20 protein-coding genes are annotated in these 24,468 nt (G+C 58.9%); 2 read left to right on the forward strand and 18 right to left on the reverse strand.

The window, feature by feature from the left end; genetic code table 11:
* Window positions 1-34: 34 nt before the first annotated feature.
* From trpB to leuC, 8 genes are all read right to left on the reverse strand, one after another.
* Window positions 35-1,243, reverse strand: a complete 1,209-nt coding sequence (trpB, locus tag N6L25_RS04815; protein ID WP_442915213.1) for a tryptophan synthase subunit beta — start codon at window positions 1,241-1,243, stop codon at window positions 35-37.
* Entirely contained in the window at window positions 1,236-1,865 is a 630-nt protein-coding gene (locus N6L25_RS04820) for a phosphoribosylanthranilate isomerase (RefSeq protein WP_271978462.1), read from the reverse strand. Before N6L25_RS04820 ends, trpB begins: the two co-directional genes overlap by 8 nt.
* Window positions 1,862-2,767: a tRNA pseudouridine(38-40) synthase TruA gene (gene truA / locus N6L25_RS04825; RefSeq protein WP_271978464.1), complete on the reverse strand. Its 906-nt coding sequence runs from the start codon at window positions 2,765-2,767 to the stop codon at window positions 1,862-1,864. The genes N6L25_RS04820 and truA overlap by 4 nt, the downstream gene beginning before the upstream one ends.
* A gap of 136 nt (window positions 2,768-2,903) precedes the next feature.
* Complete coding sequence (locus tag N6L25_RS04830; protein WP_271978466.1) at window positions 2,904-6,041, reverse strand: FimV/HubP family polar landmark protein; 3,138 nt, start codon at window positions 6,039-6,041, stop codon at window positions 2,904-2,906.
* A 383-nt stretch (window positions 6,042-6,424) separates the two neighbouring features.
* Entirely contained in the window at window positions 6,425-7,540 is a 1,116-nt protein-coding gene (asd, locus tag N6L25_RS04835) for an aspartate-semialdehyde dehydrogenase (protein WP_271978468.1), read from the reverse strand.
* Between the two features lie 122 nt (window positions 7,541-7,662).
* A complete protein-coding gene (gene leuB, locus N6L25_RS04840; RefSeq protein ID WP_271978470.1) occupies window positions 7,663-8,736 on the reverse strand; it encodes a 3-isopropylmalate dehydrogenase in 1,074 nt (357 codons plus the stop codon).
* Between the two features lie 16 nt (window positions 8,737-8,752).
* Entirely contained in the window at window positions 8,753-9,400 is a 648-nt protein-coding gene (gene leuD / locus N6L25_RS04845) for a 3-isopropylmalate dehydratase small subunit (RefSeq protein ID WP_271978472.1), read from the reverse strand.
* A gap of 20 nt (window positions 9,401-9,420) precedes the next feature.
* Entirely contained in the window at window positions 9,421-10,839 is a 1,419-nt protein-coding gene (leuC, locus tag N6L25_RS04850) for a 3-isopropylmalate dehydratase large subunit (RefSeq protein ID WP_271978474.1), read from the reverse strand.
* 126 nt (window positions 10,840-10,965) lie between these two features.
* On the opposite strand from leuC, the gene N6L25_RS04855 reads away from it, so the two are divergent.
* Together N6L25_RS04855 and N6L25_RS04860 are read left to right on the forward strand one after the other, a co-directional pair.
* Complete coding sequence (locus N6L25_RS04855; protein ID WP_271978476.1) at window positions 10,966-11,895, forward strand: LysR family transcriptional regulator; 930 nt, start codon at window positions 10,966-10,968, stop codon at window positions 11,893-11,895.
* Between the two features lie 21 nt (window positions 11,896-11,916).
* Window positions 11,917-13,068: a PilT/PilU family type 4a pilus ATPase gene (locus tag N6L25_RS04860; protein ID WP_271978478.1), complete on the forward strand. Its 1,152-nt coding sequence runs from the start codon at window positions 11,917-11,919 to the stop codon at window positions 13,066-13,068.
* A 1-nt stretch (window position 13,069) separates the two neighbouring features.
* Here N6L25_RS04860 and N6L25_RS04865 read toward each other — a convergent pair whose 3' ends face one another.
* The 10 genes from N6L25_RS04865 to N6L25_RS04910 form a co-directional block, all read right to left on the reverse strand.
* Window positions 13,070-14,158, reverse strand: a complete 1,089-nt coding sequence (locus N6L25_RS04865; RefSeq protein WP_271978480.1) for an MFS transporter — start codon at window positions 14,156-14,158, stop codon at window positions 13,070-13,072.
* 64 nt (window positions 14,159-14,222) lie between these two features.
* Window positions 14,223-15,317 (reverse strand): chorismate synthase, encoded by a 1,095-nt coding sequence (gene aroC, locus N6L25_RS04870; RefSeq protein WP_271978482.1) that lies wholly within the window; start codon window positions 15,315-15,317, stop codon window positions 14,223-14,225.
* 52 nt (window positions 15,318-15,369) lie between these two features.
* Window positions 15,370-16,275 carry a 50S ribosomal protein L3 N(5)-glutamine methyltransferase gene (gene prmB / locus N6L25_RS04875; RefSeq protein WP_271978484.1) on the reverse strand — a complete coding sequence of 302 codons (906 nt, stop codon included), beginning with the start codon at window positions 16,273-16,275 and terminating at the stop codon, window positions 15,370-15,372.
* 130 nt (window positions 16,276-16,405) lie between these two features.
* Window positions 16,406-17,449 (reverse strand): patatin-like phospholipase family protein, encoded by a 1,044-nt coding sequence (locus tag N6L25_RS04880; RefSeq protein WP_271978944.1) that lies wholly within the window; start codon window positions 17,447-17,449, stop codon window positions 16,406-16,408.
* A 148-nt stretch (window positions 17,450-17,597) separates the two neighbouring features.
* Complete coding sequence (locus N6L25_RS04885) at window positions 17,598-18,491, reverse strand: DUF4892 domain-containing protein (RefSeq protein WP_271978485.1); 894 nt, start codon at window positions 18,489-18,491, stop codon at window positions 17,598-17,600.
* Window positions 18,488-19,396 (reverse strand): alpha/beta fold hydrolase, encoded by a 909-nt coding sequence (locus N6L25_RS04890; protein WP_271978487.1) that lies wholly within the window; start codon window positions 19,394-19,396, stop codon window positions 18,488-18,490. The genes N6L25_RS04885 and N6L25_RS04890 overlap by 4 nt, the downstream gene beginning before the upstream one ends.
* Window positions 19,397-19,443: 47 nt before the next feature.
* Window positions 19,444-19,794, reverse strand: coding sequence for a PilZ domain-containing protein (locus tag N6L25_RS04895; RefSeq protein WP_271978489.1), 351 nt, complete (start codon window positions 19,792-19,794; stop codon window positions 19,444-19,446).
* Between the two features lie 106 nt (window positions 19,795-19,900).
* Window positions 19,901-20,935, reverse strand: a complete 1,035-nt coding sequence (locus N6L25_RS04900; protein WP_271978946.1) for a DNA polymerase III subunit delta' C-terminal domain-containing protein — start codon at window positions 20,933-20,935, stop codon at window positions 19,901-19,903.
* A gap of 25 nt (window positions 20,936-20,960) precedes the next feature.
* Window positions 20,961-23,045 (reverse strand): transglutaminase TgpA family protein, encoded by a 2,085-nt coding sequence (locus tag N6L25_RS04905; protein WP_271978491.1) that lies wholly within the window; start codon window positions 23,043-23,045, stop codon window positions 20,961-20,963.
* Entirely contained in the window at window positions 23,042-23,959 is a 918-nt protein-coding gene (locus N6L25_RS04910; protein WP_271978494.1) for a DUF58 domain-containing protein, read from the reverse strand. Before N6L25_RS04910 ends, N6L25_RS04905 begins: the two co-directional genes overlap by 4 nt.
* Window positions 23,960-24,468: the final 509 nt, after the last annotated feature.

The following is a 24,468-nucleotide window of genomic DNA, read 5'->3' on the forward strand; positions in this document are numbered from 1 at the left end:
GGGTGGCTGAGACAATTTCATTGGCTAGGCGGACTCAGACTTCGATACCGTCGAGCTTGGCAATGGTATGGATGTCTTTGTCACCGCGCCCGGAAACATTGATGATGACCATCTGGTCCTTATCCATGGTGGCCGCCAGCTTGGTCCCGTAAGCGATTGCATGGGAAGACTCCAGCGCCGGCATAATACCTTCAACGCGGGTCAACTGACGAAAACCATCCAATGCTTCATCATCGGTCACCGACACGTAATTGGCGCGACCGATGTCCTTCAACCAGCTGTGCTCCGGCCCCACGCCTGGATAGTCGAGACCGGCACTGACGGAATGGGTGGCCGAAATCTGGCCATTGTCATCTTCCATCAAATAGGTGCGGTTGCCATGCAGAACACCGGGGCGACCGGCGCACAGCGGTGCGGCGTGCTGCCCGGTCTCAATGCCATAACCACCCGCTTCGACGCCATACATCGCTACCTCTTCGTCAGTGAGGAAGGGATAGAACAGGCCAATGGCGTTGGAACCGCCGCCCACGCAGGCCACCAGGGCGTCCGGCAACTTGCCGGCTTGTTTGAGACTCTGCTCCCGGGCTTCCCGGCCGATCACCGCCTGAAAATCACGCACCAGCATGGGATATGGATGGGGGCCGGCCACGGTACCGATAATGTAGAAGGTGTCATCCACATGGGTCACCCAGTCACGCATGGCCTCGTTCATCGCATCCTTGAGGGTGCGGGTACCACTCTCGACGGCATGCACTTCAGCCCCCAGGAGCTTCATGCGATAAACATTGAGCGACTGGCGCTGGACATCCTCGGCACCCATGAACACATGGCATTCCAGCCCCAGGCGCGCGCACACCGTGGCGGTAGCCACACCGTGCTGGCCGGCGCCGGTTTCCGCGATGACGCGCTTCTTACCGAGAAAACTGGCCAGCAGCGCCTGTCCAATGGTGTTGTTTACCTTGTGGGCACCGGTGTGATTAAGGTCTTCCCGCTTAAGCCAGATCTGGGCGCCCCCGGTTTCACGGGTTAATCGTTCGGCAAAGTACAATGGGCTCGGACGCCCCACGTACTCTGCGAGGTCCTTGTCGAACTTGGCCTGAAAATCCGGATCCTGTCTGAGCTGAAGGTATTCCCTCTCCAGAATCATCAATGAATCCATCAGCGTTTCGGACACGAATCGACCGCCGTAGGCCCCGAAGTGGCCCCGGGCATCCGGAAGTGTGCTCAGCAACTCTTTAGTCAGTTTTGTCGACACGGTGAACCTCGTTAATAAATGCGGTAATCCTGGAAAGATCTTTCTCGCCCTTTCGGACTTCGACACCGCCGCTGACGTCAACGGCCCAGGGATGAACCTCGGCCACAGCGCGGGCTACGTTATCAGAGTTCAAACCACCGGCCAATATCAGTGGCAGTGGACGTTGTTTCGGAATCATCCGCCAATCAAAGGACTTGCCGGTGCCGCCGTACAACTGCGGGTCGTAGGCATCCACCAGGATACCGGCGGCTTCGGCATAGCGATCAAAGGCCGCAACCACATCCTCCTCCCGCTGCACCCGAACGGCCTTGATCCAGCGGCGATCAAACTGGCTGCAAAATGCCGCCGATTCATCGCCATGAAACTGAAGCAGATCCAATGACACCTGATCCGTTACCTGGCGCACATACGCCGGGTCGGGATTGACGAACAACCCCACCACAGAGACAAAGGCCGGTACAGAATCGGCAATAATCCTGGCAAGCTCCGTACTGACGGCGCGAGGACTTGGATCGTAGAACACCAGACCAATAGCGTCCGCTCCGGCTTCCGCTGCGGCTAACGCATCTTCAACTCGGCTGATGCCACAAATTTTAATACGGGTCTTCATTCGGACCGTTCCGATCTTCGATGAATTTTGCTCATTGCCCGTGGCGCATTCTGCTCCCCTGAAAACCAGGGACGAACAAATCCGGGCCCCGCCGCGGCCAGCGGCACGCCAGCCCCATCAGGATACCCCACATCCACCAGATACAAACCATAAGGCGGCGCGGTGACGCTGGCCAATCGACGGTCCCTGGCGGACAGAATCTCTCCGATCCAGCTTTCGGATTGTTCGCCACAACCCACCGCCATCAGCGCCCCGGCGATATTGCGCACCATGTGATGCAAAAACGCATTGGCCTGCACATCGATGGTGACATAATCGCCACGTCGGCTGACCTCGATAAACTCAAGATACCGGTTTGGCGATCGCGATTGACAGCCCGCGGCTCTAAATGAAGAAAAGTCGTGTTCCCCCACCAACGCCTGCGCGGCCCGATGCATGGCATCGACATCCAGCGGACGATAGGTCCAGGTGAGCTGACGACGCATAATGCCCGGCCTGACCGGCCCGTTATGAATGATATAGCGGTAGCGTCGATAGATGGCAGAAAAGCGGGCATGAAATTCCGCATCCACCGCGCCCGCCCAGTGCACCGCGATGTCATCCGGCAGCGCGGTGTTCACCCCCATCACCCAGGACCTGAGGGTGCGGACCGACGGCGTATGAAAGTGGATCACCTGATAGCTGGCGTGTACGCCTGCATCTGTCCGCCCGGCACAGACCAGCTCCACAGGGTGGTTTGCCACTCGTTGCACCGCCTTGGCCAGTTCGCCCTGTACGGATCGAACGCCGGATTTCTGGAACTGCCATCCATGGAACGCTTCGCCGTCATATTCGAAGACCATGGCGACTCGACCACCACCTATGGCGTTATCGGTTGACAGTGCTGGGGGATCTATAAACAAGGGTCAATCCGCAATGATGTGAAACTTATGAGCGCCGGCTATCGCTCACGGAACCGGTAACGCAAAACGCCGGCCCGGTCGGGACTGAGCCCTTCCTACGGCCGGCGCTATGATCAACGAACGATATTATAACGTATCAGGACAGAGTTTTAAGGAGATCCTGGGCCTCAACTTTCTGCTTATCGTCGCCCTCGATAGCCACTTCTTCCAAAATGTCCCTGGCGCCATCGGCATCGCCCATCTCGATGTAGGCACGAGCCAGGTCGAGTTTGGTGGCGGCCTCGTCGGTACCAGCGAGGAAGTCAAAATCATCTTCCTCGCCAAGCTCGGCTTCATCAATGTCCTGGAAGCCGCTCTTGGCCGGCGCTTCAGTTTGCTCGCCAGCTTCGGGCACGGACTCCTCGGCGACAGGTGCCTCTGGCCCCAGCTCGGGGACTTCGTCCAGCACCGGCGCTTCTTCGGACAGCGTGGTCTCTTCCAACAAATCATCCATGCTCAGGTCTTCAACATCCAAATCCATCTCACCAGCGGCAACGTCAGACTCCGGCTCGCCCTGAGCAAAGTCGGCTGCCTCCTCAATCAAGGCGAGGTCTTCATCGGAGACGTCCAGTTCGAGACCTTCGAGGCCTTCCAGCCCTTCGTCAGCAGGCTCCTCGCCCATTTCACCGGCAACCTTGTCGAGCTCGGCATCAAGCTCGTCAAGGAAGGACTCGTCCAACGCGTCCAGACCTTCGTCCGCCTCAGGCTCCAACTCTTGAAGCAGTTCTTCAGGCTCGCCAGCCTCCGCCTGGGGCAACTCGCCACCCAGCTCATCAGCCAACTCAATGGAAGTGAAGTCATCTTCCAGTTCAGGAGCTTGATCCTGTAGTTCTACGGATTCCAGGTCGTCGATGGATACGGAATCATCGTCCAGGTCGCCCAATTCCAGTTCGAGCTCACTGGCCGCTTCGGCCACATCCTCATCCAACTCGAATTCCAAGCCCCTATCTTCCGATTCGGGCTCTGCCGACGCAGACATCAACGCCTCGTCAATATCCTTGACTTCGGTTGCCGGCTCGGCCGCAGCCGCTTCGGTATCTTCCAGTTCGAGGTCAGACAGATCAAACTCGATTGCCTCTTCATCGGCGCTGGCGGCGTCTGCGACAGGCGCCGGCTCTTCGTCACCAAGATCAAAATCGGCGAACGTTGCTTCGGTCTCATCGACGGATTCCTGAGCACTCACAGCCTCCGCCTGATCACCTGGCGGCTGCAGGTCCTTAACCTCATCGCGAAACGAGTCGGACAACAGTTCCGATTCGAGCTCGTCGATACTGGGGGTTTCTTCGGCTTCCGCCAGGCGGGCTCGCAAGGCGGTGGCTTCGGCCAGTGCCGAATCGTCATCCAGTGCTTCCAGCTCGCCATACTGCTTGTCGAAGGCGGCCCGATTCTGAGCGTCGGCATAGACGCCCAGCAGCTTCACACGAAGGTCGGAACGGCTGGGCTCACGGGAAATGGCGCCCTCAAGCGACTGCACCGCCTGATCCAGACGACCATAGGCAATGTAGGTATCCGCTTCGGCAAGCGGATCGGCAACCTCATCCTCGGCTTCGCCCGCTGCTGTGGTCAGCGGTACCGGTTCCGCGCCGGCTTCATCCTGATCGCCCTCTGACTCGAGCTGAGCATAAAATTCACGCTCCTTGTTGGCGTTGCGACGGGCAACGCGCAACAACAGGAGCAGCAGCAAGACCAGACCGCCGCCCAATCCGATCTGGTACATCGGATTGCGCACAATCATATCGATGATATTACCGGGGAATCCCTTCTCACTGTCCTGGGAATCCGCCTGCGGCGGAACGATGGCTTCGTCGGCCATCGAAGGCAGGCCGGTATCGGTTATCGAAGATTCATCGGACTCAACCTCTGGAGCCATGGCATCTGCCGGAGCAGCTTCACCCATGGCCGCAGGTTCCGCTTCCGCCGCCAGCTCATCAGCAGCATCCTCAGCGTCCGCCGGCTGACCTTCATCGCCCGGCTGAACCTCAACGCGGTCTGGCCCAGCCCCCTCTTCGGTCACATCCAGGGCCGCGTCACCATCCACGACATCGCCCGGAGCCTGGATTTCTACACCCGGCGGCGCAGACTCTACGCCATCTTGGGCGGCGAGCCCCTGTTCGAACTCGGCCAACTGGGAGTTCTTAAGCTCGAGCAACCGCCGCAGCGTTTCCACCTGGGATTGAAGATCCTCAACCCGTCCGCTTAATTCTTCGTTTTCGCGGCGGGTGCTTTCCAGTTCTTCCATCGCCACTGCACTGCCAGCGTCGACGCCACCTGCTAGCTGGCCGTCACCTCCGGCGGAGCCACCCTCTTCGGCGGTACGCGCTCCGGGCTGGTCAGCAACCAGCAACTTGAGCTCATCGCCCCCCGCTGCCGGCGTTGAATCGGACGCAAGCTGCGCCGCCTCTGCCGCTCGGGCATCAACCGGTCGCTGAGGCGTAGCGGTCAAAGCCTCGTTCTGCGCGGTTACCTGGCGAGTCGCCTCAGCGCGGGTCCGCGACTGAATCTGTTCCGGCGATGGCACCCGAAGAATCTGACCACGCTTCATCCGATTGATGTTGCCATTGATGAACGCATCGGGATTGAGATCCTGGATCGCCAGCATGACCTGTTGATGGGACACCGAGGCATCTGGACGCACGGCCGAGGCAATGGCCCAAAGGGTATCCGAAGGCCCGGTCGGGCCATAGGTATCCGCCGCCGGTCGGGTAGCGACAGGCGACGGAGAAGTTACCGGCGCTGCCGGAGTCGAGCTGACGGACGGCTGCTGCGCAGGCGCCGGCCGGGACTGAGCCGGTGCCTGTGGAACCTGAACCTGCTCGACGAGACCGGACTCTTCCGCATACACCGGAGGATCAACGAGAACGGCGTACTCCCGCATTAACCGCCCACTGGGCCAGGTCACTTCCAGCAAAAAATTAAGATAGGGTTCCTTAACCGGCTCGGCTGAACTGACATTGACCACCAGGCTGCCGTTGGGCGCCGTGGTCACATTGAACTGGAGCTTGGTGAGGAAATAACTGCGAACGATACCAACCTGACGGTAGGCTTCTGCAGGCGCAAGATTAACAAAGACTTCGCTGGAGTTGATGCCAGCGCTGCTACTGAGTGAAATATCGGCTTCAAGTGGCTCATTCAGAAAAGACTGGAGTTCAATTTCTCCGAGTCCCAGAGCCTGTGCGACTCCTGAGCCGAGTCCACCTGCCAACGCCAGGGCAACCGCAAGCTTGCGTACCTTCATGCTTTTTCCTTTCCAGTCTCCGTTATTCTTTACTGCTTCGTAAAACAGAATCGGACGAGGTTGGATGACTTTCGTCTAGACAAAGTCTAATTATTATTAGATTTCGGAATCGATCAATTGGCTAAGTATTGATGATAACTCTTGTTTTATCAATCAATCAGCCACATTCGCTCTACCAATTGTTCAGCACCTTGGCGGAACCTGCTGTTACCACTTGTGGTCAGCCAGCGTCCTATGTTCGCCAGTCTAGCCCACGAATCCTGCTTCGTGAACCAGCAATCCTCGAAAATAACAGGGGCGGAGGCTGAAATCAGCCTCCGCCCCTGTTCCGCTTCCGGAAACCGGACACAGTTGGCATTACGCCCGCCGCATCCGAACGCCGCTTAACGTTCCTGCAGAATCCGCAGCATCCGGCGTAGCGGTTCGGCCGCGCCCCACAACAGCTGATCGCCAACAGTGAATGCCGAGATATATTCCGGCCCCATCGACAACTTGCGAATACGCCCGATAGGCACGCTCAAGGTACCCGTCACCTTGGCAGGCGTGAGTTCCTGCATGGTGGCGTCCCGGTCATTGGGAATGACCTTAACCCAGTCGTTACCAGCCGCCAGTATCGATTCGATTTCAGCGATCGACAGATCCTTGCGCAACTTGATGGTCAATGCCTGACTGTGGGAACGCATGGCGCCGATGCGCACGCAGATACCGTCGATCGGTATCGGATTCTCGCCTCGGCCGAGAATCTTGTTGGTCTCGCACTGAGCCTTCCACTCTTCCTTGCTCTGGCCGCTATCGAGCTGCTTGTCGATGAACGGAATCAGGCTGCCGGCAAGGGGCACACCGAAGTTATCGGTGGAAAAGCCGTCAGAGCGCATGGTCTCGGTAACCTTGCGGTCAATGTCCAGAATGGCGGACGACGGATCTGCCAACAGCTCAGCAACACCGTCCCGCAGCTCACCCATTTGGGACAGCAGTTCCCGCATGTTCTTGGCACCCGCGCCGGAAGCCGCCTGATAGGTCATGGGCGACACCCACTCGATCAGGTCCTGCTCCAGCAGACCCCCAAGTGCCAACATCATCAGGCTAACCGTACAGTTGCCACCGATAAAATCCTTGACGCCTTTGTCGAGCGCTTCGTCGATCACCCCGCGGTTAACCGGGTCCAGCACGATGACGGAATGGTCCGCCATCCGCAGCGTGGAAGCGGCATCGATCCAGTACCCATCCCAGCCGCTGTCACGCAGCCGCTGAAAAACGTCCTGAGTGTAATCGCCACCCTGACAGGTCACGATCACATCCATTTGCTTGAGTGCCTCGATATCGAAAGCATCCTGCAGGGGTGGCACCCCTTCCTTACCCACATCCGGTGCCGGTTTGCCGGCTTGGGACGTGGTAAAGAACACCGGCTCGATATCGGCGAAATCGTTTTCTTCACGCATGCGCTGCATGAGGACGGAACCCACCATGCCACGCCAGCCTACAAGTCCAATTCGCTTCATGTGCGACCTTTGAACCTCATATTATGCCCGCCCTTACCCGTATCGCCGGCAAGGACAGGATGGATGATCCCGCAGCAACAGCGTCTTGTTGCCGTCGGGTTCGTTACAAGACCATCAATCCCTTAGAGCGCCGCCAGTACAGCTTCGCCCATTTCGCGGGTGGATACCTTCTGACTGCCTTCGGACATAATGTCCGCTGTACGCAGCCCCTGATCCAATACCCGGCTCACCGCAGCCTCAATTGCCTCCGCCGCCTCTTCCGCTTGCAGGCTGTACCGCAGCATCATCGCGGCGGAAAGAATGGTCGCCAGCGGATTTGCGACACCCTGGCCGGCAATATCCGGGGCGGAACCGTGGCACGGCTCGTACATGCCCTGCTTGTCAGCATTCAGGGAGGCGGATGGCAGCATACCGATCGATCCGGTGAGCATGGCTGCTTCGTCCGAAAGGATATCACCAAACATGTTGCCGGTCACAATGACATCAAACTGCTTCGGCGCCCGAACCAGCTGCATCGCCGCGTTGTCCACGTACATATGACTGAGTTCCACATCCGGGTACTCTTTGGCCAGCTCTTCCATGATCTCACGCCACAATACGGTAACTTCCAATACGTTGGCCTTGTCCACAGAACACAGCTTCTTGTTGCGCTGTTGCGCCGCTTCGAAGGCGACACGGCCGATGCGACGGATCTCGGATTCGGTATAGACGTAGGTGTTGAAGCCCTGGCGCTCACCGTTTTCCAGTTCCCGCACACCCCTGGGCTGACCGAAATAGATGCCCCCAGTCAGTTCACGCACAATCATGATATCCAAACCGGACACCACTTCCGGCTTCAGTGACGAAGCCGAGGCCAGCTGCGGGTAGAGGATGGCCGGACGCAGATTGGCAAACAGCTCCAAATTGGAACGCAGGCCCAGCAGGCCTTTTTCCGGCCGCCTTGCCATCTCCAGACCATCCCATTTGGGACCGCCAACCGCACCCAGCAGGATGGCATCCGCCGCCCGGGCCTTGCTCAGGGTTTCCTCCGGAAGTGGCACGCCGGCGTCATCAATCGCGGCTCCGCCCACCAGTGCAGACTCGAACTGCAAGCCCAAATTGAACTTGTCGTTGACCTTACGCAGAACTTTCTCCGCTTCGGTGACAATTTCAGGACCAATACCATCACCCGGCAACAGCAATACTGACTTACTCATCGTGTATCCTTTTCCTTTAGTGTCCAGCGTTGAACAGCCAGGGTGCGCTCTGGCGACGCTTGGCTTCGTAGTCTTTGATGCTATCGGCAGCTTCCAGAGTGACCCCGATGTCATCCAGCCCATTCAACAGGCAGTGGCGACGAAAATCGTCCACCTCGAAACTGTAAGACTCGCCAGCCGGAGTGGTTACCGTCTTCGACTCCAGGTCAACGTCGAGCTGGTAGCCTTCCGCCTGCTCAGCCTCCTGAAACAGCTTGTCAACAATTTCTTCAGAAAGAACAATTGGTAACAAGCCATTCTTAAAGCAGTTGTTGTAAAAAATGTCCGCAAAACTTGGGGCAATAATGGCCCGAAAACCGAAGTCGTCCAAGGCCCAGGGGGCGTGCTCACGACTGGAACCGCAACCGAAGTTGCTTCGCGCCAACAGCACACTGGCGTTCTTGTAGCGCGGCTGGTTCAGCACAAACTCCGGATTTAGCGGACGCTGTGAGCAGTCCTGGTCAGGCTGGCCTTCATCAAGGTAGCGGAGTTCGTCAAACAGGTTCGGCCCAAAGCCGCTACGCTTGATCGATTTGAGAAACTGCTTGGGAATGATCATGTCCGTATCCACATTGGAACGGTCCATGGGGGCCACAATGCCCTGATGTTGCGTAAATGCGCGCATGGGACTTGTCTCCTTGTGGATCAGTGGGTCAGTTCGCGAACGTCGATAAAATGGCCGGCAATCGCGGCGGCAGCGGCCATGGCCGGACTCACCAGATGCGTACGCCCGCCAAAACCCTGACGTCCCTCGAAGTTACGGTTGGAGGTAGACGCACAGTGCTCGCCCTGACCGAGCTTGTCAGCATTCATCGCCAGGCACATGGAGCAGCCCGGATCGCGCCATTCCAGCCCCGCCTCAACGAAGATCTTGTCGAGTCCTTCCTGCTCAGCCTGTGCCTTAACCAAACCGGAACCTGGTACGACCATGGCCTGCTTAAGGCTTGCAGCCACTTTCCGCCCCTTGACCACCGCAGCCGCTTCCCGGAGGTCCTCGATGCGGGAATTGGTACAGGAGCCGATAAAGACCCGATCCAGCTGAATGGCCGTGATCGGCATATTGGCTTCCAGGCCCATGTACTTCAGCGCCCGAACAATGCCTTCCCGCTTGATTGGATCGGCTTCGGCGACCGGATCGGGCACATTGCCATCGACGCCGGTCACCATCTCTGGCGACGTGCCCCAGGTGACTTGCGGCTTGATGTCAGCGCCATCCAGTTCCACCACCTTGTCGAAGACCGCATCGACATCGCTGTGCAGGGTACGCCAATAGGCGACCGCGGCCTGCCACTGATCCCCCTTCGGAGAGAAGGGCCGGCCCTTGACGTAGTCGATGGTGGTGTCATCCACCGCCACCATGCCCACTCGGGCACCTGCCTCGATGGCCATGTTACAGATGGTCATTCGACCTTCCATGGACAGATCCCGAATTACGTCGCCACCAAACTCAATGGCATAGCCGGTGCCGCCGGCAGTACCGATCTTGCCGATGATCGCCAGTACCACGTCTTTACCCGTTACGCCGGGCCCGAGCTTGCCATTGACCCGCACCAGCATGTTCTTCATTTTTTTCTGGACCAGGCACTGGGTGGCGAGTACATGCTCAACCTCGGAGGTTCCGATGCCGTGGGCCAGGGTTCCGAACGCGCCGTGGGTGGAGGTATGGGAATCGCCACAGACGATGGTCATACCGGGCAATGTCGCGCCCTGTTCGGGCCCGATGACATGAACGATGCCCTGACGATGGTCCTTGATCTTGAACTCAAGTATCCCGAATTCGTCACAGTTGCGATCCAGCGTTTCCACCTGGGTGCGGGAAACCGGATCGACGATTCCGTCGATACCCTTGTCACGATCGGTGGTCGGCACGTTGTGATCCGGCGTCGCCAGGTTGGCGTCGAGACGCCAGGGCTTGCGCCCGGCCAGACGAAGACCCTCGAAGGCCTGGGGTGACGTCACTTCGTGCAACAGTTGACGGTCGATATAGATCAGCGCAGAACCATCGTCGCGCTGCTTGACGAGATGATCGTCCCACAATTTGTCGTATAAGGTTTTACCCGCCATGGGAGGCTCCTTAGCTCTCTCGGTGTCATTATGAGCAATATGGTATACCCTAGGATCGAATAACCTCAATTCATGTTTTTTATATATTGGATTCCTAGCTGGAATAAAGGCATCGGTCAGTAACAAATGGACAGCAACAGCCTTAAAGCGTTCGTGACGATTGTCGATCTTGGCTCCTTCTCAGAGGCGGCGGAGGCACTGCACATCACCCAACCCGCGATCAGCAAACGGCTCGCCGCGCTGGAGGGCCAACTCGGCCATCCGCTCATCGACCGCAGTCAGCGTCACCTGCACTTGACCGACGCTGGCGCCAGGCTGCTCCCCCACGCCCGCAGGATCCTGGATGAGTTCCACAACATGAAAGTGGCGCTGCGTGCAACGGACGGAGACATCGGCGGCGAACTCGATATCATCGCCAGTCACCACATTGGCCTGCACCACCTGCCCGCCTGGCTGCGACGATTTAGCCGGGAATACCCCCAGGTTCGCCTGAACCTGCAGTTCATGGAGTCGGAAAGCGCCTACGCCCAGATGCGCAAACGCAATGCTGAACTGGCCTTTGTCACCTTGAGCGACAGTATGGGCAGCCATTTCACGGTGTACGAGCAATGGCAGGACTCCATGGTGTTCGTCGCCGGCCCCGATCATCCCCTGGCCTCACTGCCCTCCCCAACCCTGGCGGATCTCAGCCAGTTCCCCGCGCTACTGCCGGATACCTCCACCGCCACCTACCGCGTGGTCAGCCGTTTGTTCCTGGAACACAGCCTTCCGCTGACGCCCCAGATGCCCACCAACTATCTCGAAACCATCAAGATGATGACCAGTGTCGGGCTTGGCTGGAGTGTTCTACCTTTAAGCATGGTTGACGCCTCCATCACCCAACTGGCCATTCCCCAGTTGGTGACACGGGTATTGGGCGCCGTTGGCCTTCAGGGGCGAAAGCTCAGCGCGGCCGCCTCGGCGTTACAGGCGATCGTAAGAGAAGGTCAAGAAAAGTCACAGAAAACAGACGGAAATCCCCCAGTGAATCCCGCTAGACTGGCTACCCCGAAATAACCAATAACGACAGGAGATCACATGGGTTTCGACGACTACCTAAAGATCCTGGCCATGAAAGATGGCTCTGACCTCTACCTGAGCACCGGGGCTCCGCCCTGCGCCAAATTCCAGGGTACGTTGAAACCCATCGATCGCACCCCCTTGCCGCCGGGCGAGATCAAGAAAATCGCCTACGCCGTCATGGATGCGGAACAGGTTGAGGAATTCGAGCAGGAGCTGGAAATGAACCTGGCCTACAGCATTCCCAAAGTAGGCCGGTTCCGGATCAACATCTTCCGCCAGCGCAATGAAATTTCCATCGTCGCCCGAAACATCGTTACCGAGATCCCGAATGCCGACAAACTGGGTCTGCCAACCATTCTCAAAGACGTGGTCATGTCGAAACGCGGCCTGGTGCTGTTCGTCGGTGCCACTGGTTCCGGCAAGTCAACATCGCTGGCGGCGCTAATTGACCATCGCAACGCCAATTCCAGCGGCCACATCATCACCATTGAGGATCCGGTGGAATACATTCACCGACACAAAAAGAGCATCGTTAACCAGCGGGAAGTGGGCGTGGATACCCGAAGCTTCCACAAGGCCCTGAAAAATACCCTGCGACAGGCGCCGGACGTCATTCTAATCGGTGAGATCCGGGACAGGGAAACCATGGAGCATGCCCTCGCCTTTGCCGAAACCGGTCACCTGTGCATCTCCACACTGCATGCCAATAACGCCAACCAGGCCCTGGACCGCATCATTAACTTCTTCCCCGAGGAACGTCGACCTCAGCTGCTGATGGACCTGGCGATGAACCTCCGCTCTTTCGTCTCCCAGCGTCTGATCCCAACGGTCGACGGCAAGCGCTGCGCTGCCATTGAGATCCTACTGGGTACGCCAACCATCAGTGAACTGATCCTGAGGGGCGAGATTGACGGCATCAAGGAGATCATGGAGAAGTCCACCAACATCGGTATGCAGACGTTCGACCTGGCGCTGTTCAACCTTTGGAAAGATGGCAAGATCACCGAAGACGAGGCCCTCAAAAACGCCGATTCAGCTAACAACCTGCGCCTCAAAATCAAGCTACACGGCAATGATCCAGGCAGCAGCACCGGCTCCAATGGTGGTGGTTTCAGTTTGAGCCTCGAAGAAACCGAAGAGGCTGAAAACCAGGACCAGCCTGGCTGAGTTAACTGCCCTCTGGAGGCGGCCGCAACCACCGCCAGGTCAGGATCAGCGCCACCGCCGTGGCTGTGGCGCTGCCCCAAAACGCCAACTCGGTACCGTAGCCCTCAACCAGAAAGCCGGACAGCCACGCCCCGACCGCTCCGCCCGCACCGAAACTCAGCCCGCTGTACAGGGCCTGACCCTGACCATGATGGCCCTTACCGAAATAGCCGTGGATGAACTGCACAGAAAGCGCATGCAACGCCCCATAGGAGGCGGCATGGAGCAGTTGCGCGAAGATCAGCACGGCCAACACACCGGTGGTCTCGGCAATAAGTATCCAGCGCAGCAGGGTTAACGCCAGGGCGGCGAGTGCGATCCGGCGTAGCGAAAAGCGACTGAGGAGCCGGTGCATGACCAGGAACACAACGATCTCCGCCAGAACACCCAGCGACCACAGCAGGCCAATGGCCAGCTTACCGTAGCCATAGTGCTCCAAGTGGATACTGAAAAACGTGTAGTAGGCGCCGTGGGACACCTGTAGCAGGAAGTTCATCAGGAAAAACGCCAGCACAGACGTCGACGCCATGATGGCGAGCAGTCCCCGGGTGTCCTCCTGCCCCTTCCGCGCGCCCGGCTCGGTCGGTAGGATGAAGGCGGAAACGACAATGCCTGCGAACACCGGCAGTACAATCCAGGGCAACAGTCTGACCGGAACGATTTCCAGAATGGCCCCAACACCGGCCACGGTGCCGATAAAACCCACCGAGCCCCACAGCCGCACCCGGCCATAGCGCGCCCGGTCTGCACCCAGCCCCCGCAGCGTGATGACTTCATACAGCGGCAGGATGGCGTTCCAGAAGAAGGTAAACGCCAGCATGACCAGCATTAAGCCGGCGAATCCGGGTTCCAGAAATACCCCCAGAAAACAACCGGCGCCTGCCAGGGCACCGATCCGCACCAGCCTTACGCGTTGGCCACTGCGATCACCGAGCCAGCCCCAGACACTGGGCGCGATGATTTTGGTCAGCTGGATGGTTGCCATCAGGGTAGCAATCTGGAGATAACTGTACCCCCTATCTTCGAGATAGAGGGACCAGTAAGGCAGCAAGGCACCGAGTAGTGCGAAGAACCAGAAATAGAGGTTGGACAGTCGCCAGTAAATAAGCCCTTCCTCAGCGCTTCTCGATGTCCGGAGTGGTCACCGTGACATCGGCATTCTGTGCCCGGTGCCGCAGGTAATGGTCCATCAGTACAATGGCCATCATGGCTTCGGCGATCGGGGTAGCCCGAATACCAACGCAGGGATCGTGGCGACCTGTGGTGATCACCTCCACCGGGTTGCCCTCCAGATCGATGCTGCGGCCTGGCAGCCGGAGACTGGACGTCGGCTTCAGGGCGATGCTGGCGAGAATCGGCTGGCCGGATGAAATTCCCCCCAGTACGCCGCCGGCGTGGTTGGAGGTAAAGCCATCGGGCGTCAGCTCATCCCGATGCTCTGTGCCCTTTTGGGTGACACAGCCAAAACCGGCGCCGATTTCCACACCCTTGACCGCGTTGATGCTCATCAGGGCATGCGCCAGATCGGCGTCGAGGCGGTCGAAAATCGGCTCGCCCAGCCCCGGAGGAACACCCTCCGCCACCACGTTGATGCGGGCTCCAATGGAATTGCCCTCTTTACGCAGGGCATCCATGTACTGTTCCAGCTCGGGCACCTTATCGGCATCCGGACAGAAGAAGGGGTTCTGATACACCTGGTCCCAGTCCAGCTTGTCCACCGAGATCGGACCAAGCTGAGACAAGTAGCCACGGATGCGGATACCCAGGCGCTGTTCCAGGAACTTCCTGGCGACCGCACCTGCCGCCACACGCATCGCGGTTTCCCGCGCCGAGGAACGACCACCACCACGATAATCCCTGATCCCATACTTGTGGGTGTAGGTGTAATCGGCATGGGCCGGACGGAACTGATTGGCGATCTTGGAGTAATCCTTGGAACGCTGATCGGTGTTTTCAATCAACAGGCCAATGGGCGTGCCAGTGGTCTTGCCCTCGAAAACACCAGACAGAATTCGTACCTGGTCCGGCTCCCGGCGTTGGGTGGTATGGCGGGATGTGCCCGGTTTGCGACGGTCGAGATCCTGTTGCAGGTCCGCCTCGTTCAGATCTATTCCCGGCGGGCAACCGTCGACGATGCAACCAAGAGCGAGGCCGTGGCTTTCGCCAAAGGTGGTTACCGTAAAGAGTTTTCCAAAGGTATTTCCAGACATAATTCAGAATCTTATATAGGTTATTGAATAACTGACCTTAAGGAGCCTCTGATTAACTATTGCGGGCGCGCCAGGCGGACAACTCTTCCGCAGTTAATACGAACACGCCATCTCCGCCCTGCTCGAAATCCAGCCAGGTCAACGGCAGATCCGGGTAGGCGGCGTCCAGCGCCACCCAACTGTTGCCTACTTCCACGATCAGCAAGCCACCCGGAGTCAGATAATCGGCGGCCTGGACCAGTATCCGGTGGGCGATATCGAGACCATCGACGCCGGCTGCCAGCCCCAACTCCGGCTCATGGTGAAATTCTTCCGGCATGGCGGCCAGATCCTCGGCATCGACATAGGGTGGATTGCTGAGGATGACATCATAGCGGCCATGCAGATTCTCGAAGAGGTCTGACTGTATCGCCTGGACCCGGTCGCCCACCTCATGGAAGTCGATGTTACGAGCGGCGACGACCAATGCGTCCGCGGAGATGTCGGACAGCTCCACCTCAGCCTCCTCAAACACCGTAGCAGCCGCGATACCGATGCAACCGCTGCCGGTGCAAAGGTCCAGTATCCGCCCTACCGGCTTATCCCCCAGCCAGGGCTGTAAACCGGACTGAAGCAGCTCAGCAATGGGTGACCGGGGGACCAGCACCCGTTCATCCACATAAAACGGCATCCCCATGAACCAGGCTTCGCCCAACATGTAGGCCAGGGGTATCCGTTCATCGACGCGCCGGTGCGCTCGCTCCAGAATCAATTGCCGCTCCTGCCGGGTGAGGCGGGCATCGAGAAACAGCGTGTTGTTCTCCAACGGCAGGTGCAGGCTTCGCATCACCAGTTGAACCGCCTCGTCCCAGACGTTGTCACTGCCATGGCCGAAAAACAGGGGCGACGCTGCAAATTGCGATGAAACGTAGCGCAGGTAATCGCGCACGGTGTGCAGATCATCTATGGGTTGGGTCACGGCGAGACGGTTCCTTCTTCGGATGCCCTGGCGACCGCCAGTGCCGCCAGGATGTGTATCGAAACCGGATTATACGCCCTTTGCGCTCCGGTTCGCAGCCCCAACTCGGACGAGGCGCAGGCAGACAGCGTCAGATGGACAGTGGCCCCGAACTCATATGATGCTGCTCGAACCGATCCAACGCCTGGGTCATCCGCTCCCGGCCCAGCTGAATCAGTTCCGGCGCTTTGTGGTAATCGTAGGTGCGACAGGCGTTCTTCGGAATATTGATCAGCAAATCCGGAGGATAGCCGGCAATTTTGTACTGCACCAAGGCGCTTTGCATGGTTTCGATCGTCAGGTTCATGATATCGAACTTGCCAATGCCTAACTTGTCCCAGTCGATGGCGCCGGTTTCGTCCAGCGTTTTCCTGCTTTCCCGCTTGGCAGAAGACTCCTGCCGCTCCAGCTCCCGACTGATCTTCGCTTCTGGGTCGTCGTCCAAAGCGTTCTCCGGATCACGCCTGCCGGTAAAGGCTTTCAGTGCATCCCAGTCGAAGAGACGGGATGCCTTGTCCCGCACTTTTTGCACCCATTCCTCGACGTCCGATTGATCTTCCGGCTGTTCCTGAAATCCGGCATCCGCGACTCGTGGCGGCCGATCGTCCTCGCCGCTGAGATTGACCGCGAAAACCAAATCCGCGTGGGATGAAATGGTGGGGATAATGGGCAAGGGATTAAGCAAGGCGCCGTCGACCAGCACCCGGCCGTTATGGATCAACGGCGTAATCACACTGGGGATGGCAATAGAAGCCCGGATCGCCTGATCCAACGGACCTTCCTGAAACCAGATTTCCTTGTGCGCCAGCAGGTCAGTCGCTACCGCGGTGTAAGCGATGGGCAGTGATTCGATGCGGGTGTCCTGCAACAGATCCCGGACCACCGAGAACACCTTCTCGCCACGAATCGCCCCCACCGAATTGAAGGTTACATCGAGCAGTTTCAAGACATCGAACTGGCCAAGGCCGGTGACCCAGTCCTTGTAGTCCTTCATCTTGCCGGCGGCATACATGCCACCGATCAGAGCGCCCATGGAACAGCCGGAGATCGCGATGATCTCGTAGCCCCGCTCAACCAGGACTTCGATGGCGCCTATATGAGCGTACCCCCGGGCGCCGCCGCTACCCAGGGTCAGCGCGACCGTCCTCTTGGGCGGTGTTGTGGAGCTGCAAGCGCTTGGCTCATCCGCTGACGGCTCCGGGCGGTCTTCGCCTACACCGTCCTGCTCCAACGCTTCTGGCTGCCCCTGTTCCAAATCATTTACCACGATGTCGACCACCTCCCTAGGGCGCGGCAATAACCACAAGTTCCACACGGTCACCGGCTCGGGCCGGATCATCGGAAGGAATCGTCGGTCCGGCAATGACTTGTCGCTGTTGTTCAAGACTGATGCCGCTCTTCTGCAACAAGGCGGACATGGCTTCGGCGGCGTTGGTGGCCCGTTGCATGGACTCCGCCAGCGATTCATCCGATTTAATCGTCGAGTGGCTGATAATCACCACGTCGGCCCCGCTTGAGGCGGCCCATTCATTGAGCCTGCGCCGGTCCGTTGCATCCCACTCAAAGCGGTAGGTGAAACCACCGGTCCAGGGCACAATCAGCGGCCCACGCACCCGTCCGTTAGCCCCGCCCAGGCCCGGCACGACGGCATTGGCGCCCAGCTCGAGCTGTTCGGTCCAAGCGTATTCCCGATAGTTACCGCGAGTCACTGTATACACCAGGATCAGGTAGTTGGTTTCGCCCTGCTGCACCACTGCGGCGAGATAATCCTGATTGGCGTCACGTCCATAGAGAATCGCCTGTCCAAAGATCTGGTTGGCCCAGACATTACTTCGGCCGCAGGCCCGTCCACTGCATTCGAACAGGATGTTCGCGCCAAGGGCGGCCAATGCTGAGCGATAGTATTCCCGTGCTTCCCGCCTGTTGGAATCGATGTCGATCTTGAGCAGCAGGCCCAGACCAGACACCGGCACCCGAGCCACCGACTCTGAGCGAATCTCGTCGTTGACCTCGCGGACCGGGCTGAGCAACACCCGGTGAGCCTGGGACTGGATGCGGGTCTCGGTCTCCGGTGACGCCAGGGGAAAGGGTTCAATCAGCGTCGCCGCGTCCACCGTCGTGGTGCCGACAACCCAGCCAATCAACAGAAACAGTGTGAAATGACGCCGTCTAATCATGTTTCGTCAAGGAACTCCATCGTTGCGCACGCCACCGGCTCGATGTCGCCGTCCAGGTGGCAATGGTGGCCGCCGGGAACGGTTACCGTTGTGACACGGGGAGTTGCATCAATACGCGCCTGATAGCGCTCGCTTGAGGCGACCAGGCCTTTCTCTGCCCGGATCAGCAGTGTGTCGGTAGTGATATTGCCCAGGATCGCCAGCACCTGCGCCTCGTCGAACATCATCATGGAGGGGTGTCGCAACCGGGCGTCAGTGCGCCAGCGGAAACCACCGTCCACCGACTGCAGATTACGAGGGACCAGGGCATGGGCAGCCTCATGGGACAACGGACTAAGACCGCCAGCTCGGATCTTGGCGGCCTCTTCCAGCGAACCATACACGGTACTGGCGCCGGAACCGCGATGGCGTTTGCCAATGGCACGGCGCAACTGGGGAATCAGTTCGGCCGGCTCTCGACTCAGGGGACCAAAACTGTCGATCACCACCAACTTCCGCACCCGCTCGGGAAAGGTTGCGGCAAACAGCATGGCGATCACCCCTCCCAGCGAATGAGCCACCAAATCCACCGGTTTATCGAAATGGGTTTCCAGCAACTCCGCCAGGTCGGCCACGTAGTCCACCAGCAGATAGGATTGGCTGGCAGCACGATGATCGGAATGGCCATGCCCCGGAAGGTCAAGCGCATACGTTTCCGCATGCTCTGCCACCACCGGCGCCAGCTTCACGAAGCTGAGACTGTTATCCAGCCAACCATGTAGCATCACCACCGGGGGCCGGTCGCTGCCGACTTGTTTCCCTGGCCAGTGCAAGCCCGCCAGTACCAAGTGTTTCAGGGGCCAGCGAATTTCCCGGTATGCGGAGCCATGATCAGCCAAAGGTGCCATTACCGTTTTGTCGTTCATTACAGAGATCCTGCGGAACTGCATTACCCGAGCGCCAATCGCCCCCACTACATGGTGTGGGTGGGCCGATCGGAGCTTAAGGCGCCGGCCAGATAAGATTCGATCTTGGTTCGGGCGGTCTCGTCGTCACCGTTAAATTGGACGCCAATGCCCGCGGCTCGATTCCCCTGTGCCCCCTTGGGAGTAATCCAGACCACTTTGCCAGCAACGGGGATTTTCTCGGGTTCGTCCATCAGGTTAAGCAGCAGGAAAACTTCGTCGCCAAGCTGATACTGTTTTTGGGTGGGAATAAACAGTCCACCCTGGCGGATATAGGGCATGTACGCTGCGTACAGCACCGCCTTGTCCTTGATCGTCAGCGTCAAAATACCACTGCGTGCACCAAATCCTGGCCCCATAACATAATCCTCAAAACACACGCCCAAAAGGGTCTAAAACTTATTGTATTTCGCTATCATAGCAGGCATTTATCAAACTTACCCGCAGGCCGCGAAGCCGATCGATCTAGGGGGCCCGGCGCCTTCGGCTCGGCATAAAGTCCTGCCAGGCCATCAGCAGCCGTTCCGCTTCCAGCTCCGGGTTGACATTATAGATACCTGCGGCGCGAGCCTCCTGCAACTGCTGCAACAGGCCATGCACTCGCCATGGTGGGTTCGACGTTGCCAGGTATCTGAGCATATCCGCGCTATCGGGATCACTCGCGCGCCCCCCGGCGCCCAGCCTGGCCAGGTCAGCTGCCCAGTTCTCCATCAGCCAGAGAGTGCCCTCCAGGCCAAGGGTCTTGAAGGATTTTGCCGCCTCGGCAAGCGACAGCTCGTTTTTCATGAAACGACGGAAGGCGTCCAGCGCGTCCTGGCGTTGGCCGAGAAATTCGCCGTTGAGATATTCCAATGCGAGCCTGGGCGCTGAGCCCGCCAGGGTTAACGCTCGCAGGTGCTGATCACGGGACGGAGCTTCCTGGTGGGTATCGCCTCTGGGCTGGAGTTCGAGCCAATCGAGCCCGACCTGGCTCGCTGGTGTAGCAATCGTCACACACTGACAACGGGATCTCAATGTCGGCAAGATCGGTCGACCGCTCTCCTGCAGCAGCAACAGCACCACATCGTCTGACGGTTCCTCCAGGGTCTTCAACAACGCATTGGCCGCATTGAGGTTCAACTGGTCCGCCCGGTCGACCAGTATCACCTTGCGCCGAGCGACCTGCGGTGACGACACAGCGAACACCGACAAGGCCCGAATCTGGTCCACTTTGATTAAGCGTGATTTTTCCGGAGCATAGCGACGAATATCGGGGTGGGACTCGGCCGCCACCAGTTCGCATTGTTTACATTGCCCGCAGGGGGCTAGCCCCATCTCGCCACCGTTATCTCCAACGTTGACCGCTGCGGCAACCTGTTCGCACACCAACAGGTGTGCCAGAGACTCGGCAAGCACCTGTTTACCGACGCCGCGGTCACCACCAATCAGTAACGCGTGAGTCAGGCGCCCTGCCCGCATACTGCCTTCAACTAAGCGCCAGGCGTCTGCAAGCCATGGCATGGACTGAACGGTTGGGTGCACTGGACTAACCTTGCGTTTTCGTTGAGCCCGGATGTTTCAGGGCCTTTTTGTGGGATACCAACAGCCTTCTCAGGCGCATCAACGTCTGCCGTCTGCGGCCTGGTTTGTCGGGACTGAGGCCGCCATAGTAATGGTTGTTTAAGGTCTGGGCAAAGGAGCGCGCCAGCGCACCGGCCTGCGGAGCGTGGTGGGCGACCCGTTCGGCAATCTGCAGTGGTGTCTGGCCCTCCTCGAGGGGGATGCCTGCACGGCCAAGTTCCCGCCGCCAACGGACCAGCAGGCGCATCACCGAGTCCTGCGCCAGCAGCGAGCGTTGACGCCAGGCCGCGACCAGGCCAATGACCAACAACACCACCGCGACCAGCCCAGCAGTGATGTAGCCCAGGTCTTTCAACCCTATATTGCCGGGCAATCGAGACATCAGGTCCATCTGAGACTGGCCCTGATAACCAACCACCCATCGTTGCCACTGATAGTTGACCTTGTCCAGTTGCAGCGACGCCCACTGGAGCAGCGCCAAATTGCCATAGCGCTGCGGCGAGGCCCAATTGTTTTCGAGAAACGAGCCTTCCTCGGCCACGGCCTCCCGCAACCCTGACTGAATACGGCTTGGGGCAATCGCCGCGGTTGGGTCGATGCGGGTCCAGCCGGTCTCGGGCAACCAGGCTTCCACCCAGGCATGGGCATCATACTGGCGGACGATCAGGTAGTCGCCACCCGCACCGAGCTCTCCCCCCTGGTACCCGACCACCACCCGCGCCGGAACACCCGCAGCTCGCAACACAAATGTCGTTGCCCCGGCGTAGTGGGCACAAAAACCGCGCATGGCATCAAACAACAGGGTATCCACACCATTCTCTGGCATGACCGGCGGACGCAGGGTGTAATAATAGGGATTATCCCGAAAGCGGGCCAATAACGTTTCAACCAGCTCGCCGGAGGAGGCAGACTGCCGCTGCAGTTCCCGGGCCAGGGCTCGGGCACGCGGGTTACCGGTCGGCGGAAGCTGCAAAAACCGGCGCTCCATCGTTTCACTCAAGGCCGATACGTTGGGCACAGCGCTAGTTCGGGCCAGCCGATAGCGAACCGGTGTATCCGCCGGCCGTCGAAAATGAAACAGCCCCCAGTCAGCGGCCTCCACATTATCGGATACGGCGGTCGAGTTATCGAGGGCAAAGGCCCACCGTTGGCCGGTCGGGTCCAACAGGACATCGTATTCACCAGGCTGAAGCTCCCCGACCCCGCCATCAGACAACACCCGGCCCGGCGGGCGCACCGGAGTGCGCTGGTGCTGACTCCATCGCTCGCCCTCGAATCGGTCCAGAATCAGCCCCCGCCAATAGCGATCCGCGCTCGCCGGTATCCCGCCACCGAAGCTGACCCGGAAGGCCCGCTCGCTGCTTTGCGCCAGGCTGGAAATATCGCCCGGCGCCATGGAATCCGAAATCCCGGTCTTGGCCGCCCCGGACACCAGCGGCACACTCCACAGCGGCTCCAATCTGGGGAAAAACAGGAACAGCAGAACCACAATGGGCAGGCTCTTCAGGAACATTCCCCCCAGTCGGCGCCAGCCCAGGGCGAAGGCATGGGGTAACTCAGGCGCGTTAAGGACCTGTAAGCCAATCAGCAACATCAACACACCGGCGAGATTGAGTAGCGTCCAGAAAATACCCTGCTCGAACAGAAAATTGACCGTCGCCAGGTAGGTGAGAATAAAGAACAACACGTAGTAGTCGCGCTCGGAGCGGGTTTCCAGCCACTTCAGGGCAACCGCAATCACAAAGAACGAGGCAGCGGTATCCACCGTGAAGTGTCCGTTAACGGTCACCAGATAGGTGGCAATGAGCGCCACCATAATCAAGGTGCGGACCACCCGCCCGGGCAGCCGGATGCGCCCCAGCTGCGACAACCAGCGCCACCCCGCCAGCAAGACACAGGTGGTCAGCAACCAGACAGGCAACCGATCCCATTGCGGCAGCAGCAATACCCAGAATGCGCCGATGAGCCAAAGCAGCGCCCGACCGGGCACGGCTAAGGCACCGTCGGTATCCGAGCCATTGCCATGGAGTCTGCGGAGTAAACGGCTCATAAGGCGTTATCTCTTGATTTGGATCCCATCCATTGCGTCGTCGGCAACCCGAACACCGCCAATTCACGGAGACAGCTGGCAGTGTGGGCCGGCCCGCAATCGGGCTCAATCCTGATTCCAGGCAAGCGTAATCCAAACGAATCCTGAGCCTTGGATCGCTCCATTACCTGGGCAACGAGGTAACTCAAGCGAAGTTCCAGGTCGACGCCGGGGAAGGCCTCAAAGTCCAGCCAGCTCGGACTGCCCTGCTCCCCTTCCCAGTCGGCAATCACCATCTCACCGCTTCGGGCATAGCGCTTCCACTGAACCCGTTGGCTCAAATCGCCCTGCCGCCAGGGCCGAAACTCAGCCTGATCCTGCCCCGCCACCGAAACCGACGCATCCGAAGACTCGGCGTCATCGGCAGTGAGCCAATGCCCCTCTGGCGGTGTAATCGGTTTTGGGTAGACAATGGCGGCACTGACGGGGCGTATCCAGGACCAGGCTTTCAATAAACCGAACGGAAACCGGGTTTCAACCCGAACCCGCTCCGGTAATAAATAGCCACGGCGTTCGCCCTTTGTCATCAACACCAGGTCGGCCGTTTCGTGAGCCAGCACATGGGAAAGGGTGGCACCGCTCTCCGGCAGACTGAGCCTGATGGCAATCGCATCCGACGCATCCGCCGCGCCGCGAAACACAAACGGTATGCGCTCGCCGACGTGGCCGTCCCCCACTTGAACCAGCGTCAGCTTGAGGCCAGACAGGTTTTTGTGGGTCTGGTGCATGGCTGCCACGAACACCACGCCGAGCAAAAAGGTCATCAGGTAAATGAGGCTGTTTTGGTAATTGATCCCGGTGAGCAGCATGACCACCAACAACAAGCCAAACACCAGCCCCATGGCGGTAGGGAGGATAAAAATATTACGTTGCATGAACTGTTGCGCATCCGACCTTGGGATCCTTCGGTCCACCCAGCCCCGCCATCTCTGTCCGATCCACTGCACTGGTATTCCCACCTCATTGCTGCGATTTGAATGCGCCATGGCTAAGGAGCCTCTGATTAACTCCGAATCGCCTCTGCGCGATCTGAAGGCTGTAGATGCAAGACGCGGTTCGCAGCCAATGGCCCTGTTTTGATAAAAAACTTGGCCTTGGCAAGAGCCGCAACGCCGCAGGTGCAGCCTTCAGAACGCGCCCTGCGGGGCGTTCAGAGCCATCCACACTCGGCGTTGCGCCTTTTTGCAAGGTCCAGACATTACTGCCAAGTCCAGACATAACTAAAAAGTCGCGCCTTGATTGTGAATGGCTCTGAATGCCAGAGGAGATCCGGAGTTAATCAGAGGCTCCCTAACAGGACCGCGATTCACCGAATCCGTTCACAAACCCTGGATTCTCCGCTTGAAATGCTGGCGCTCAAACCAAATACTTTACCTTAGGAGCC

The sequence above is a fragment of the Marinobacter sp. SS21 genome (assembly GCF_028369065.1).
In the GTDB taxonomy this organism is placed as follows: Bacteria; Pseudomonadota; Gammaproteobacteria; order Pseudomonadales; family Oleiphilaceae; genus Marinobacter.